At 46.3% G+C, this 13,843-nt stretch carries 12 protein-coding genes; 5 read left to right on the top strand and 7 right to left on the bottom strand.

Annotated features, from left to right (window positions below):
- Positions 1 to 47: 47 nt before the first annotated feature.
- Both NDI48_11270 and NDI48_11265 read right to left on the bottom strand, forming a co-directional pair.
- A complete protein-coding gene (locus NDI48_11270) occupies positions 48 to 1,832 on the bottom strand; it encodes an ABC transporter substrate-binding protein (GenBank protein ID MEP0831787.1) in 1,785 nt (594 codons plus the stop codon).
- A 68-nt stretch (positions 1,833 to 1,900) separates the two neighbouring features.
- Entirely contained in the window at positions 1,901 to 3,670 is a 1,770-nt protein-coding gene (locus NDI48_11265; GenBank protein MEP0831786.1) for an ABC transporter substrate-binding protein, read from the bottom strand.
- Positions 3,671 to 3,835: 165 nt separating this feature from the next.
- On the opposite strand from NDI48_11265, the gene NDI48_11260 reads away from it, so the two are divergent.
- Positions 3,836 to 4,429, top strand: a complete 594-nt coding sequence (locus NDI48_11260) for a Uma2 family endonuclease (protein MEP0831785.1) — start codon at positions 3,836 to 3,838, stop codon at positions 4,427 to 4,429.
- 426 nt (positions 4,430 to 4,855) lie between these two features.
- Here the strand turns inward: NDI48_11260 and NDI48_11255 are convergent, their stop codons facing one another.
- From NDI48_11255 to NDI48_11245, 3 genes are all read right to left on the bottom strand, one after another.
- A complete protein-coding gene (locus tag NDI48_11255) occupies positions 4,856 to 5,212 on the bottom strand; it encodes a hypothetical protein (protein ID MEP0831784.1) in 357 nt (118 codons plus the stop codon).
- A 96-nt stretch (positions 5,213 to 5,308) separates the two neighbouring features.
- Positions 5,309 to 6,625 carry a hypothetical protein gene (locus tag NDI48_11250; GenBank protein MEP0831783.1) on the bottom strand — a complete coding sequence of 439 codons (1,317 nt, stop codon included), beginning with the start codon at positions 6,623 to 6,625 and terminating at the stop codon, positions 5,309 to 5,311.
- A 72-nt stretch (positions 6,626 to 6,697) separates the two neighbouring features.
- Positions 6,698 to 7,051 carry a hypothetical protein gene (locus tag NDI48_11245; GenBank protein MEP0831782.1) on the bottom strand — a complete coding sequence of 118 codons (354 nt, stop codon included), beginning with the start codon at positions 7,049 to 7,051 and terminating at the stop codon, positions 6,698 to 6,700.
- A 358-nt stretch (positions 7,052 to 7,409) separates the two neighbouring features.
- Between NDI48_11245 and NDI48_11240 the strand changes: the two genes are divergently transcribed.
- A complete protein-coding gene (locus tag NDI48_11240; protein ID MEP0831781.1) occupies positions 7,410 to 11,162 on the top strand; it encodes a GUN4 domain-containing protein in 3,753 nt (1,250 codons plus the stop codon).
- 55 nt (positions 11,163 to 11,217) lie between these two features.
- Here NDI48_11240 and NDI48_11235 read toward each other — a convergent pair whose 3' ends face one another.
- On the bottom strand, positions 11,218 to 12,048 hold the full coding sequence (locus NDI48_11235; GenBank protein ID MEP0831780.1) for a GUN4 domain-containing protein: 831 nt from the start codon (positions 12,046 to 12,048) through the stop codon (positions 11,218 to 11,220).
- 32 nt (positions 12,049 to 12,080) lie between these two features.
- On the opposite strand from NDI48_11235, the gene NDI48_11230 reads away from it, so the two are divergent.
- The 3 genes from NDI48_11230 (at position 12,081) to NDI48_11220 (ending at position 13,052) form a co-directional block, all read left to right on the top strand.
- Positions 12,081 to 12,287, top strand: a complete 207-nt coding sequence (locus NDI48_11230) for a hypothetical protein (protein ID MEP0831779.1) — start codon at positions 12,081 to 12,083, stop codon at positions 12,285 to 12,287.
- Positions 12,284 to 12,541 carry a DUF433 domain-containing protein gene (locus tag NDI48_11225; protein ID MEP0831778.1) on the top strand — a complete coding sequence of 86 codons (258 nt, stop codon included), beginning with the start codon at positions 12,284 to 12,286 and terminating at the stop codon, positions 12,539 to 12,541. Before NDI48_11230 ends, NDI48_11225 begins: the two co-directional genes overlap by 4 nt.
- 163 nt (positions 12,542 to 12,704) lie before the next feature.
- Positions 12,705 to 13,052: a DUF5615 family PIN-like protein gene (locus NDI48_11220; protein MEP0831777.1), complete on the top strand. Its 348-nt coding sequence runs from the start codon at positions 12,705 to 12,707 to the stop codon at positions 13,050 to 13,052.
- Positions 13,053 to 13,148: 96 nt separating this feature from the next.
- Here NDI48_11220 and NDI48_11215 read toward each other — a convergent pair whose 3' ends face one another.
- The gene (locus NDI48_11215) at positions 13,149 to 13,802 is read right to left on the bottom strand and encodes an SH3 domain-containing protein (protein MEP0831776.1); all 654 of its coding nucleotides are present in this window, start codon (positions 13,800 to 13,802) and stop codon (positions 13,149 to 13,151) included.
- Positions 13,803 to 13,843: the final 41 nt, after the last annotated feature.

The raw sequence follows: 13,843 nt of genomic DNA, 5'->3' as shown, positions 1-13,843 counted from the left end.
AAAGATATCAAAGCAAATGTCAGCTTTCAGTTGCTGTATTTCCCTATTCAATCAGTCACCTTGAGTTCATACAGGTTCCAGAATGGGCCGCCTAAAGCGGTGTATTGGATGCCTTGAAAGCGATCGCGCACGGCTTGCAGATTCAGTCGTTCCACCAAATGGATGAACGGCAATTGTTCGGCGGCAATTCTCTGATATTCGGCATAAATGGCCTTACGCTTTGTCTCGTCTAGCTCCTGTACACCTTGGATATAAAGACGATCAATTTCTTTTTCCCAATCAGAAGCTTCCCAACCGACGAGATTAGAAGTGCCAGGTTTGGGTCCCTGATTAAAGGCGTGTGAGGTTCCTGAAATTGTCCAGATGTTGCTAGCACTATGAGGTTCAATGCCTCCTCCAGCAAATCCGCCAAGGTAAGAGTCCCAATCCTGTGTATTTTTAAGTTTTGCTAGGTAAGCATTAAAGCTGATAATATCAGGATCGACTTGTATCCCTATTTTGTCAAGATCGCGTTGAATCTGCGCCGCCATATCTCCTCTGACTTTCCGTTCGGAATTGGTGAGGAGAGTAAACTTGACTAGATTTCCTTCAGCATCCAGAAGTCGGTTTTGAGAGTTGTATTTAAATCCGGCTCCTAGCAATAATTGCTTGGCTTTTTCGGGGTCGTAATTGTAAACTTTTAAACCCTCTTTGGGTGAGAGATAGAATGGGCTTGTGGGATAAACAAAGGAATATTGAAGTTCACCTAATCCCCGAAAAACATTGGTTTTCATTGTTTCGCGGTCAATGGCATAGGCAACCGCTTGCCTGAATTCTTTGGTATTAAACCAGCGAGATTTGATGGGATCGACCAGTGGTTTATTTTTAGAATTTTTGGCTTTGTTCAGATTGAAACAAAGAAATGTTGTGCTGGTATCGATGCCACCATTATAGATGTTAAAGCCGACTCGCTTGGCCTCTTGTTTGAGCAAGCTAAAAGCCTCCGGTGCTACTTCCAAATCATCCAATTGCCCAGAACGGAAACTGATGAGCTGAGTGTCGGTATTTTCGATAATTTGCCAAACAATCCGATCAATATAGGGTTGGGGATTCCCTTGAGCATCTTTGCGCCAATAGTAAGGATTACGTCGGAAAATTACACGCTGGCTAGGGGTGTAGCTTTCCATCACATAGGGGCCGTTCCCAACAATTTTTCGAGGATCAGTTTCAGTTCCCCAAGTGGAGAGGAATTTGAGTTTGCCATCCGAACCCGTAGTACGGACGGATTCCTGTAAAATATGAGCTGGCATAATGGGGATGCCACCCACATATCTCAAGAAGGGAGCAAACGGTTCTGGAACGGTGAATTCAACCCGTCGCTCATCCAGTTTTTTCACTGTGGGGAATGCACGGCTTTGACCAATTCTTAGAGCATCTTGGGTTGGTGCAGGAATTTTGGGATTGAGGTAAATTTCGTTATAAGTAAAAACAACATCATCCGCTGTGAAAGGTTGCCCATCTGACCACTTCAATCCTTCCCGTAAAGTTACCACAATCCGCTGCTTGTCTTCTGTCCAGGACTCCGCTAAACCAGGCTCTAGTTTACTCGTTAGGGGATTCTCATTGATTAATCCATCGTAGAGGAAGCCAAAAACACTGTAGGCGGACTGATTCAGGGCATAGTTAAAGCTTGAAGGTTCACTGAGAACGGCGACAACAATCTGAGGTACTTGAGCCGCTGCCTTTTTTAGTTTTGCTGAGTTACAACTCGTAAGGGTAAATATCAGAATAGAGGCCAGTGAAATTAAGAACCAGCGACAGCGAGTAAGGGGGGAGAAGAGAGTGGAAATCATAAAGGAAATGAGAAGATTTTTTGAGCGATCAGATAGCAATACAGCTTGCTTTTAAAATTAATAACTTACTAATTATCTACAGCCTTAAGTTCGTAAATATTCCAGAGGGTTCCTCCAAGGGCAGAAAATTGAATGCCTTGAACGCGATTACGTACCGCAGACATCGAGAGTGGACTAACCAGGTAAATAAAGGGTAAATAGTCCTGCGTAATGCGTTGCGTTTCCGCATAGATAGCTTTGCGTTTGGCTTCATCTAACTCCTTGGCTCCCAGGATGTAGAGGCGACTTATTTCCCGCTCCCAGTGTGAAATTTCCCGTCCTTCAATCGGCGGTTGCCCAGGTTTAGCCGGTTGATTGAAGCGATGCGAGCCACCATTGACAGACCAGACATTTGCTCCATCATTTGGCTCAGCCCCCCCTGTCAAGCCTAGCAGATAACATTCCCAATCGATTGTATTGTTGAGCTTATCGAGAAGTGCGTTAAATGCCAAGGGAAATGGGTCAACTTCTATTCCGATTTGGCTCAAGTCTTCCTTAATTTGAGATGCCATTGCTTCGCGAATTTTATTGCCACCATTAGTGATGAGGGTAAAATGGACACGATTGCCATCGGCATCGAAAAGTTGACCTTGCTCGTTGTACTTGAAACCTGCTTTTATCAGTAATTCTTTGGCTCGCGATGGATTGTAATCATAAACTTTAAGACCCTCTTTGGGTGACAGATAGTAGGGGCTTTGCACAGAAATCGGGGAATTTTGTAATTCTCCAAGTCCGCGAAAGATATTGTTGTTCATTTGCTCACGATTAATTGCGTGGGCTACGGCTTGTCTAAAGGCTACGGTATTAAACCAACGAGATTTGATCGGATCGATCAGAGGTTTTCCATTCCTTCGACCTTTATTTAGATTAAAGGCAATAAAACTGGTTCCAGGTGCTGGCCCATCTTCGTGAATCGAGAAGTTACTCCGCTTTTCTTCGCGTTTGAGCAAAGAGAAATAGTCGGGTGAGATACTTAAAACATCTAATCCTCCAGAGCGAAATTGGATTAAGGATGTATCTGTTGATTCGACAATTTGCCAAATGAATCGTTCGATATAAGGTTGAAGCTTCCGCCAGTAATAAGGATTTTTCTGGAAGATTACACGCTCGTTAGGGACGTAACTTACCAGTTGATAAGGGCCATTCACAATAATCTTACTGGGGTCAGTAGAAGTTCCCAGCATCGTGAGAAACTTGGGCTTACCCTGAGCGTCTTTGGTGGTAATTGATTCCTGCAAGGCATGGGCCGGTAAAATAGCAAGACTGGTAATTCGTAAAAAAGGAGCAAAGGGTTCTGGTACAGTAAATTCAACTTGGCGTTCGCTGAGTTTTCGCACCGTCGGCAATGCTTCGCTTTCTCCAATTTTTAGGACATCTCTCACAGTAGTGGGAATCAATTCGTTGAAGTAGATTTCATTGTAGGTGAAAACCACATCATCCACGGTTAGGGGTTCGCCATCAGACCACTTCAATCCCTCCCGCAGGGTAAATACAATGCGTTGCCTGTCCTCGGAAATCTGCCAACGTTCGGCAAGGGCAGGCTCAATTGCTCCAGTGAGTCCATTTTCAGTAATTAACCCCTCGTAGATATAGCTAAACACATTGGGAGATTCACTGCTGAGGGCATAATTGAAGGTTTTGGGGTCACTTAGCGTACTTACCACTAATCGCGGAATCTGCGTGGCTTGAGTTTTGTAGTCGGCTAATCTACAGGAGGAAAATGCGATCGCGCTTAACATCACTAGCATGACCGCTAGCCAGTGACGCCAAGGTGCAGGAATAGGGGCAAAAACTCTCATCATATTCAGTGTAGGAGCAGAGCGCCAAACCTATTGTCACTGTAGCGAAGCCTTAATGCAGGCTGACGCCGAGTGATTCGCAAATCCTACCCTAACGTCACACCGTGCAACGCAGCAGAGTCCTTCGCCCATAATAAAGTTAACCCTGTTGACAGAACATCACCGATGGAAGCTCTAACGCTGAATGTCCCCCCCACTGTTGGCCTAACAGACGAGCAATTTTATCAGCTATGTGTGGCTAATGAGGAGTGGCGGTTGGAGCTAACAGCAAATGGAGAATTGATTATTATGCCCCCAACTGGCGGAGAAAGCGGCATCAGCAATGCTGGGCTAACGGCGAAACTTTACAATTGGAACGAGCAAACTAAGCTGGGAAAAGTGTTTGACTCCTCCACTGAGTTCCGATTACCCAATGGTGCCAAACGTTGTCCCGATGCCTCTTGGGTGCTGCGCGAACGATGGGAAGCCTTACCTCGTGACGATAGGAAGCGATTCCCTCCCCTCTGTCCAGATTTTGTGGTCGAACTGCGTTCTGAGACAGATTCTCTGGATCAATTGCGCTCAAAAATGCGTGAGTACCGGACTAACGGTGCTCGCTTGGGTTGGCTGATTGATCCCCAGACGCCCTTAGTTGAAATTTACCGACCTGCGGTTGAGGTCGAAACGCTCAATTTTTCCTTGGACGAACCGCCTACTCTTTCTGGTGAAGACGTGCTGCCTGGGTTCGTCCTAGATTTGGCTCCCATCCTGAATCCTTGAATCAACAGAGAATCGCCCATCCTGTGTCCTGACCCGAATGAAGAGATTCTGAGATATTGCACCTTTGTCAGTAAGCCTTCACCCCCGCCAAGAAATTAATTTCTTGCGTCATAGCTCAAGTCCATTGAAACTCACATCTTGCACCTTTGTCAGTAAGCCTCCACACCTGCCAAGAAATTAATTTCTTGGCTCATAGCCCAAGTCCATTGAAATGGACTGAAATTCTTACTCAGTCGTCTTTAGACGACTTAATCTATTAGCCAGGGGTTTAAACCCCTGGCGGGTTATTGCGACTGCTGCAAGATGTGAGTTGAAATGGACTAAAACTTTTATCCAGTCGTCTTTAGACGACTTAATCTATTAGCCAGGGGTTTAAACCCCTGGCGGGTTATTGCGACTGGCGCAAGATGTCAGGATTACTACTGCTTACTGCCCCATTCGCCGGCGATCCACAAACTGGTTATTGGGACTATTCCACCAAAGCTGTCTGGCTGTTGTCTCGCCCACATAGCAAGCGGGTTCATCTCCACCTTCCTGAGCATAGGCTGAGCGTCCTCCACAGATTTTGCCACCAAAGGCGACATCGTAGGGGCAGGGGCAGTTTGGGTTGGCTTTGGTGCTGCGTTGTGTAGCGATTTTTGGGACGCGAATGCGAGGGGGTTCTGTAAGGGTGCGTGTAGTTCCGGCATCTTGAGCATGAGTTGGAGAGAGATTGAGGTCTTGTACTGTTAGTCCGAGGATTAGACTGGTAGCAAGCCGTGCGGCTATCTTGATGGTTCTCATAGCTTTGGTTGTTGTTCGTTGCAGTGGATTGTTTGTACTTTTGGGGGGTAGACTGAACCCCCCTGTAGCTTCTTGTTCAGGGGAGAGCCAGAATGGCTAAATCTCAGATGAGGCGTCGCGCACAGCATCTTCAATTGAGGTGAGCGCGTCCCGAAGTTCATTTCTGAGGCTTTCTGCTTCGGTTTCAATGCCGTTGGCGCTTTTGCGGAGAGCAGTTAGATGATCGTTAATGCTTTTGATGCGCTTTAAGGTGGTTCGCATTCGTTGGATTTGATCGGAAAGTGCGATCGCATTGATCTCAGGTTGGGAGGCTCGCAGTGCAGTCAGGCGTTGCTGCATAATCAAGAATCGGATGGCAAGGGTGAGAAGGTCGTGCGTAGTTGCTACCCATGAACCTTGGTCGCTTTCCCCTTCAGCCCATTCGCCAATCTCTTGCCTCAAACCGTTGCGAGTACGACTCAGGAAAATAGCGGCGTTTGCGCCACGTTGCGCCATTGCTTTGTTTAATTGCTCGGAAATCTGCTTGCGACCCCAAGGTTGGGATTCGCGATCGCGTGCTTCAATGACGATGGATAGTTCTGTTGCGGCGATGGATTTGGCAGTGAGTTTGATGAGAATATCACCGGAATTGTTGTCCGTGCCGACGTGATGAACTTCCGCACCGGCTAAATTCGACCAATGCTGGAGTTCTGCGACAACGGTTTCTTCGTAGGTGATGCCTTTGGCGGTGGTTTGTTGCAGTGCGTCTTGTGCTGCCTGTTTGCCGCGAATTTCTTTGGTGAGTCTGTCCACTTCATCGGCAAGCGGTTTGACGGCTTCTACGACAACGGTTTTCACGGCTTTGGCGAGTGTGCCGTTTTCTGCTGATACATCTTTGAGTGCTGTTGTCAATACCCCTGGCACCGAGTCGTTGCGGGTAGCGTCTAGCAGGTTTTTGATGGTTTTGAGGGCGTTGCCAAGGACTGAGGTTTCTTTGGAGGGGTCGATGTCCTGGGAAAGGAGCGTTTTAACTTCGTTGACTCGCTCTTTTGTGACGACTGAAACCTCGTTAATTTGCCGTTGAACGGGGGCTAAGACTTGACCATCTTTCGTTCCTAGCTTGTTGAGCAATTCCTGCTGGACTGTGTCGGGGATAAGTGCGATCGCTTTTTCCACGTCAGTCAGCAGAGAGGAAATTTGCCGTTTGACATATTCAATTTCTTGAGTGTTTTGAGTGCTTCCTAAGCAGCGGAAACCGATTTCCAAGGCAGAGATGCAAGTGCGATCGCGTTCTTTTTCGGGTAGTCGTTGCAGGTAGTCTACCGCATCCTTTCCTTCTATCTCTAAGTTGTGAATGAGGATGCGATCGCCTGCGATTTGGATTTTATTGATGTTAGAGAGGGAGGTTTTACCGTTTCCGTTCGTTGAAACCATAGTTGGGTTTGTTGTTTCCGAGTGTTAGTTGAAATGAGAGAGTTGAAATTGCAGGAAGAGGAGAAAGCAAACCTATTTGCGAACGCGGCGTTTAGTTTTTTCGTGCCAATAAGCTGTTAAAAGTTGGAATTTCGGCAGTTGATTTTGGCAAACTACGCGAAGACCTCTGAGAGTATCGGTAAGCCGAAAGTAAGGGGTTTGCCTCAAAATTCGGTCAGTTAGGGTATAAATTACTGCGCCTTTGTAGTGGTGCTTGCGTCCATACATCAGAGCAACTTGAATCATGGTGTTGTTAATGGCTCGTTGCTGTTGGCGGCGTTGTACGTGATTGCTGTCTTTATGTTTAGGTGCGATTCTCAGAGTGCCTATTTTGCTCTTATTGGAATCGCTTTCAACTATCAGGCTGAGATGTTTTTTGTAGCTCATAAATGCTTTCTACTTAATTTGAGAATCACTGATTTGTGACTAAGTTCAGATTAGAAAAATCCAGCTCAGAATAAAATTCCCAAAAAATAGTAAAAATAAGACAAGCGAATAGAATTCGCGGCTATACAGACAAAGTCCGCCTACGCGGACTAAGAAAAATTAGATGTTTTGAAACCTGCGTAGGCAGGTTTTGTTTGTGTAGACGCGGTTTCAACCGCCCTGTTGAGAATGGTGCCAGCGCTGAGATTAGGCTTGTTCTCATCAAGGTTGTTACTTTGCAGCGATTCACGGGAACTCTATAAGTAAGTCCTCTGCGACTTGTCAGTCAGCTTGAGCATCTTCCCCAAAAGGATTTGTGATGGAATCAGCGAACACAACGCCAGAACACAAGAAAGAGTTTCTAAACCAAGTTGCCAATGAGTATGGTTTTTTCAAAAAAGACAGAGAGGTCTTCCTAGCTCGGTTTGGTCAGGAAAATGCAGCATCTAAAAATACGGAGATTGCCAATTACCTGGGAATGCCGCACCAAGAATTCCAGGACTATTTACGTGAGATATGCGATAAGCTTGGTTTTCGCTCTAGTGGCAAGGGTCGCAGTCGGAAGGGTGAATCTCCTTGGGAAAAGGCATTTACTTGGTTATGGAACGAGAAATTTGTTGAGGTCAGGGAGTTAGAGCCACCGACAGCAAATTCACACTCAGAGCAGAAACTTCTGATTCATCGGCAAGTTTGCCAAGGGATGCTAGCTGAAAAACGGCGATTAACCACCAATCCGTTGACGACTGGAGATGGAACGACCTTTGAGCGAGGAGACGTTTATGTCCCTTTGGGATTGGTGGAGCGCAAACGACAGGCAAAACGCACAGGTGATGATTCCCCAGAGCAGGGGTCAAAGTTATACGAGCCAACAGAGTACGAAGTTACCCGAAGATTTGAGCATGATGAGTTTTTCCAGCAAGTTCTCAGGCAAGGGTTAAGCCCGAAAAGCAAAGGCAAACGAATTGCCATCATCGGAGAACCGGGAGCGGGGAAAACGACGCTATTGCAGCAGATTGCTGATTGGGTGTTTGAAGACACCGACCAAGATGTGGCGATTTGGGTTTCGCTTGCTGATTTGCAGGGGAAAACGCTAGAGGAGTATCTGCTGAGTGTTTGGCTAAAGGATGCTCTCAAGAGGGCGCGAGTCACACCAGAAATAGAGGATTCTCTGGTGGAACTGTTCAACCGGGGACGAGTGTGGTTGTTGCTGGATGGTGTCGATGAAATGACAGTAGAGGCATCTGGCAATGCGCCCTTACAAGCGATCGCAAAACAGCTAACCACAGGCTGGGTGTCATCGGCACGAGTGGTGCTAACCTGTCGGCTGAATGTCTGGGATGCTGGCAAAAATGCCCTAGAAAGGTTTGATACCTATCGCACCTTGGAGTTTAGCTATGGCAATGATAAGAAACCTGATTCCGATCAAGTAAACCAATTTATTAGCAAGTGGTTCGAGCAAAGTGAGCCGCAGTTAGGGAAGGCGTTACGGACGGCATTAGATCAACGGGGAAAGGAACGGATTAAAGATTTAGTCAAAAATCCTTTGCGGTTGGCGCTGATGTGTTACTCCTGGCAGCGACGACAAGGAGAATTACCCAAGACGAAGGCAACACTGTATCAGCGGTTTGTTGAGGTGTTCTATGAGTGGAAACAAGAATACTTTCCCACTACTTCAGCGACTCGGCAGGAGTTGAATGAAGCTTTGGGAAAATTGGCAGTCGAGGCAATAGCTCAATCTTCCTCTCGATTTCGGCTCACCCGCCGCTTTATCTGTGAGGTACTTGGCGAACCCGATACACCACTGTTTCAGTTAGCAATACAGTTGGGATGGCTAAATCAGGTGGGTGTGGCAGCAGAAAACCCAGATGAACCTGTTTATGCTTTCTACCATCCCACGTTTCAGGAATATTTTGCAGCGCTAGCGATTGATGATTGGCACTGTTTCCTCAACCATGTTCCCGGTAATCCAGACTTAGGTATCTATCGGGCTTTCGAGCCGCAGTGGAAGGAAGTGATTTTGCTATGGCTGGGGCGAGAGGATGTGCCAAAGCAAGAGAAAGAAGAGCTTATAAAAGCATTGGTAGAGTTTGACGATGGGTGTTGGTATTTTTATCGGCTTCGAGCTTATCTTCTAGCCGCTGCCGGAATTGCTGAATTTAGGGACTGTAGCTTACGTGATGCAATTATAGGATTGCTTGTTGATTGGAGCTTCTGTAGTCACTGTATCGTTAGCATCAATATCCTTGTTGAAAGAGAACCGATAGAATACTACGGATATTTCCCTGCCAGACAAACTTCTGAGAATATGCTCAAATGGATGGGAAGCGAATGGCAGAAGTCTGTTCCTCCAATGGAGGCTGCCAGGGAGATATTGAAAGAGACTGATCAGGAAACAGCAATCGCCTTATTAGTCGATCTACTACAACAGAACTCCGTAGCCTACGGTGAAGAAGTGGCTTTGCTCTTGGGGCAATTTGACCCTACGAATCAAAGCACGATCGCTTTTCTATCAGAACGTATTCAGCCTGACTGGTGGGAAGAAGATCGTGTGAGAGCGGCTTCTAAACTAGGGCAAGTTGACCCAAGTAAAGAAACTGCAATTGCCACCCTTGTTGATGTGCTTCAGACTGCTTCCGAGGGAGAAAACACTTTGGAGGCGGCTAAGACATTGGCGAAATTTGACCCTGGCAATGAAGCCGCGATTAACTTCATAGTTAAGTGGATTCAGGATGAGGAGATTGATGAATATACTCTTTGGGTCGCAGCTTATAGCTTGGGGATAATCGATCCAGGTAATGAAACAGCAATCAATACCCTCATTCACATAATTCACAAATCTCAAGATGAATACCGCCGCAATCAGGTATTATTGACTGATCGTTGGGAGCAAAGTTCTAACATAGACTTATATGAGATTTGGGAACTTTGGAAACATTGTAGCCGAGCCGCTGAAAGTTTGGGGGAAATTGACCCCGGTAATCAAACTGCAATTGCCGCTCTAGTTGAGCTACTTCATCCGAATTGGGAGCAATACATCGAGAACGCTCGTTGCCATGTAGCTGAGAGTTTGGGAAAGATTGACCCAGCCAATGAAATGGCGATCGCGACCCTAGTAGAGCTAATTGAGACTGCTGAGGATTGGGAGATTATTTCAGAAGCAGTTAGGAGTTTAGGGGAAATTGGTACAGGTAACAAGAAGGCGATCGCTGCTCTAGTCAAGCTGATTCATAATGGTGGGGATGAAGATGAGGTAGTGGCTGAGATTTTAGGCAAAATCGACCCTGGTAATGAAATCGCAATCAACACCTTAGTGGAATTGATTCTGAATGGCTGGGATGAAGATGAGGTAGTAGCTAATAGCTTGAAATTAATCCTGCAAGGCAACCTGTTTCCAAAGGTAGTAACAGCCTTAAAGCATTACATGACAGATCAGCATTACCAAGAAAATTTTTCTTTTTACAGTGCTTGCCATGATGTCATTTGGCGCTGCGCCCAAAACATGACCTACCCAGCTTTTTATCAAGCTTGGCAGAGTCGAGAAGCAACCTCTGATTCAGAAATACCTGATAACAGCGTAGCTGAGTTCTCTCTGAGCATTCAACAAGTTCAATTCACTGACCAAACCTTTCCTCTGCATTCAGAAGTCGGTGTGGACTATACCCGACTGCGTGACTTACTGGCAACCAGGCAGTGGCAAGAGGCTGACAAAGAAACGTACAGGGTCATGCTGAAGGCTACTGGTCGATATAAAACTCGTGATTTTATCAATAGTTATCTCACTATTGAATCTATTGAACAATTCCCCTGCCAAGACCTTTACATCATTGACCAACTTTGGATACTTTACAGTGGTGGGCGTTTTGGCTTTAGTGTGCAGAAGCGCCTTTGGGAAAGTGTAGAAGAGATTTCTGACGATTATGAACGATGGCTGACCTTTTGCAAGCTGACAGTAGACATCCGCCCTAGTCATATAGCAAATGCGTGTTCAAACCATTTGTATTGGTTAGGAACGGGGAGGCTGGGTGATTTATATTCTTCTCTGTCAAAAAGATTTGTAACTTGTAAGTTGTAACTTATAGGGGCGCAAAGTTTTGCGTCCCTACTCACTTTTTGCGCTAGCAAATTTTTTAGATATTACACTCCCTAAGCCTCGACACGAGAGCAAAGACTTGCTCTGGAGAAGAGATCAAACTTCTACCTAAATCTTCTATTCGCTCTGCATCGTATCGGACACCCCCCACAGGGAGATGCCCTATAGGAGCATTTGCCGTAAAAGTCATGCCAAGGTTGCCTCTCCAGCCAACGCGCTGGCAAAACTTGAGGTAGCTTTCTTCGTGATCAATCCCAGGCTTACCACCTTCCTCTATCCATATTTGTTTTTGTACGCTGAAGCCAAAGCGACCATTGCTGTAGCGTACCCATAGCTGGTTGATCGTGCGGAGATCTTTACAGGGAAACTTCTTGATATCTTCGGGTTCAAGATAGGTTTGCACCCTTGCCCTTAAAGAAGTCTGCACCTGTTTCCGCCTATTGCGGGAGTACGCATATATCGGTAATTCCAATACTTCTTTTATCCGAACACCCACAATTTTCTGCATTTTGTCACCCGTATCCTGATCGGCTAGTTTCCACTTTCCGGCAACCAATAGGTCGCGCAGACGATTGTAGTTCTCTCCTACTTCTGATTTTTCTTTTTCATCAACGCTTTCCCAGAGCAAATCATCAGCTATCCGGTGCACGGCTCCCGTTTCAGTCTTCGCAATCCGAATCACTTGGTCAAGGCCCTCTTGACCATACTTGCAAGCATCTTTTAGTGCAGCGATTCTTAACTCCTCAGACTCACTAGCCAACCGCCGTTTAACTCCTTCTAGTCCACCCAGGACAGCACCTGTTGAGGGCGAAGATTGACTGCCAAGTACAGCATCATTGGGACGCGGTTGATTAGGACTGTTACTCATTACTCACCAAAATAAGGGACTCTATTTTTAGAGTGCCCAAACTTGACGAGGGAGCGATCGCGCTACGCACATACTATACGATCGCCTCTCTCATTCAGTTAGGATATCAACGTGCGATCGCGCTACACACAGACTATGCGATCGCCTATCTCATGCAGTTAGGATATCGACGCGTGATCGCACCTCCCAAGCTCCCCAACGATAAAATATTTCCTAAATCAACCGACCAAACACTATGACACTCACAAATACCGAATATAAATACGTGCAACTCGACAAAAACAACGTCCCTATTATTGCTGGAACCACAATGAAAGTTGTCGAGTTAGTCACATCTGTAATGGCTTACGGTTGGAGTCCTGAAGAATTACACTTTCAGTATCCTCATGTATCTTTGAGTAAAATTCATTCCTCACTAGTGGTCTGTCAACTAAGTTTTGATAGGTTTGTAGTGAGAGCTTTAGCGCTTCAGCCTTTACTACGAGCAGGATAAGCACCCATCAAATCAAACTTGACACTCTACTAGCTTATTACTGGGATCATAAAGAGGAAATTGATGCAGATATCCAGCGACGCTTCGAGTTTGCCGAACGGTTACGACGGGAAGCAGGCCCGTCCCCTTTAGCTGCTAAACTGCGGAAGCAAGGGCTATTGAAGTGAGTATACCTCTCTACATGGATGAGCAAGTCCCTCGACAAATTACCACTGGGTTACGTCTGCGGGGTATAGATGTTTTTACTGTCCAAGAAGACGAACGGCTTGGCACACCTGACCCGATCTTACTCGACGGTGCCACTGAACTTGGACGGATCATGTTTTCGCGAGACGATGATTTTTTGGCAGAAGCACATCGCCGCCAGATTGAGGGAATAGTCTTTTCTGGTGTCATCTACGCCCATCAATTGCTTATTCCAATTGGTGATTGTGTACGGGACTTGGAAATTATTGCTAAAGTCTACGACCCTGAAGATTTAGCCAACCGCGTCGAATATCTGCCTTTGTAGAAGCGATAATACAGGATATGCGATCGCCTTCGTCACTAGCTCTTGCCAATCGCGCTACATACAGGATATGCGAGCGCACCCTGTTCATTTACCGAATTACGGGCAGGTGGATAAGGGATTACCACACTGAGCTTCCGGTTCAATCCATCCTTTTAGCCCTTCATGTTCAACCAAAGCCCAAGATTGGCTACACCCTAAAAGTTTAACCCCGGTTGCGGGTGGAATACGTCCCATGACCGAGCTTTGCGTATTGGCACTCTTATAGACAGAGACACCTTGAGTCCCATAACCACGAGTACTGGTACCCAACAGTTGAGAGTAAACCCAGCCGGTTCCCTGGAATTCTACTTTGTCAGGGCTTTCCGCTTTGGAGAGTTGCACCCAATTTCCTTTAGAACCTGTAATATCCACAATTACCCCAATCTTTGTGGTGGGCAAATTCCCAACAATCTTCTGGCTCTCACCAGGCGCAGAACGCACATTTAATCCTTTTGGGTCTTTATCAATCACAAAGGCCGTAATATCACAAGTCTGCTGTGCCTCAGCCACACTCTGGGGAGCCGCCACTGGACTCCGCTTGGAAGCAGACAATTGAGCCTCCGACTGACTTGATGATTTTGAGGTTGGCGAACCGATCGCATTTAAACTGGAGGATGTGCTACCTGGCTTAGAGCTTCCAGTCACGCCTGCATCCTGGCATCCAGCGGCGAAACTCCCTAAAAGTAATGTCACCAGTATTACGTTTTTCATCGCAGTTCTCCCTCATCGTTTGCTAAAGATTAAGACCGTCG

Origin of the sequence: Microcoleus sp. AS-A8 (assembly GCA_039962225.1) — a bacterium.
Classification (GTDB): domain Bacteria; phylum Cyanobacteriota; class Cyanobacteriia; order Cyanobacteriales; family Coleofasciculaceae; genus Allocoleopsis.
The sequence above is the reverse complement of the archived record's forward strand: the minus strand, read 5'-3'. Positions and strand labels throughout refer to the sequence as shown.